The following is a 1,249-nucleotide window of genomic DNA, read 5'->3' as shown; positions in this document are numbered from 1 at the left end:
CCCTTGTCTCCCTTATCTCCCCAGCCCCTTTCTAGGCGCGAACAGTCAGCAATTTATCTGCTTGCTTGGCTGTTTCAAAGAAGAAGCGAACGTTATCTTCTGGAGTTTCTGGTAAGACACCGTGACCGAGATTGAAGATATGACCGCGATTGCCTGCTTTCTTGATGGTATCGAGAATGCGATCGCGGATAAATTCTTGCGATCCAAATAATGCGCCTGGGTCCATATTACCCTGGACTTTCATTTGCGATCCCAATCTTGCTCTTGCTTCTGCCATATCTACTGTCCAGTCTACACTGACAATATCGACTCCAGATTTACCCATTCTCTCCAATACTCCTGCACTACCGCTGATATAAAGAATCATGGGTGTATCGGGATGGGTAGCTTTAACCTGCTCTACCACTCTCTGTTGATAGGGTAAAGCAAAAGTATCGTAATCTTGAGGAGTCAGTTGACCAGCCCAGGAGTCAAACATTTGGACTACTTGAGCGCCATTATCGATTTGGTAGCGGACATAAACTGCGATCGCATCTGCTATTTTACCCAATAATTGATGAAGCATGGCAGGTTCTGAGAATGCCATCCCTTTAATAATCGAGTAATTTTTAGAGCTTTTCCCTTCAATGGCATAAGCCGCTAACGTCCAAGGCGCACCAACAAAACCCAAAACCGTGGATTCGTTACCCACTTCCCGCCGCAGTGTCTGCAAAATTTCCCCAACAAAGGTTAATTTATTTAACTCTAGGGGATGAATTGCATCAATTTGTGCTTGAGTCCGAATCGGTGGATTGATTATCGGACCTTTGCTCTCGATAATATCGAAAGGAATCCCAATCCCTGGTAATGGTGTGAGAATATCGGAAAATAGAATAACCCCATCTGGCTGAAACGCCCGCCAGGGTTGGAGGGAAATCTCAATAGCAATTTCGGGAATTTCTGAGCGATCGCGGAAACTGGGATACTTATCCCGTAAATCTCGATAAGCTTTCATATACCTACCCGCTTGCCGCATCATCCAGACAGGCGGACGGTCTACTATTTCACCACGAGCGACTCGCAACAGATAAGGAACCTGGCTTAACCGGGCCATACAAAAACCACCCTACTATATATAGTTTTTTTTAGTGCATTCGTTAGCTTACCATTCTGCGATCGCCACCTTCTCAAAATACAGTAAGTTTTGCCCTCTCCCTCTCTCAAAGTCACCCATTCACCCATTCAAAAGTAACAACTTCTCCCCCAGCCC

At 45.6% G+C, this 1,249-nt stretch carries 1 protein-coding gene; it reads right to left on the bottom strand.

Annotation, left to right across the window (positions count from 1 at the left end):
• Positions 1 to 31: 31 nt before the first annotated feature.
• Positions 32 to 1,093: a uroporphyrinogen decarboxylase gene (gene hemE / locus NJ959_RS29750; RefSeq protein WP_254015367.1), complete on the bottom strand. Its 1,062-nt coding sequence runs from the start codon at positions 1,091 to 1,093 to the stop codon at positions 32 to 34.
• Positions 1,094 to 1,249: the final 156 nt, after the last annotated feature.

The sequence above is a fragment of the Limnofasciculus baicalensis BBK-W-15 genome (assembly GCF_024178385.1).
Taxonomy (GTDB): domain Bacteria; phylum Cyanobacteriota; class Cyanobacteriia; order Cyanobacteriales; family Coleofasciculaceae; genus Limnofasciculus; species Limnofasciculus baicalensis.
The sequence above is the reverse complement of the archived record's forward strand: the minus strand, read 5'-3'. Positions and strand labels throughout refer to the sequence as shown.

What these genes read in the sequence shown, in the direction of transcription:
- hemE (WP_254015367.1), bottom strand. Translation starts at nt 1,093, where the DNA reads ATGGCCCGGTTAAGCCAGGTTCCTTATCTGTTGCGAGTCGCTCGTGGT.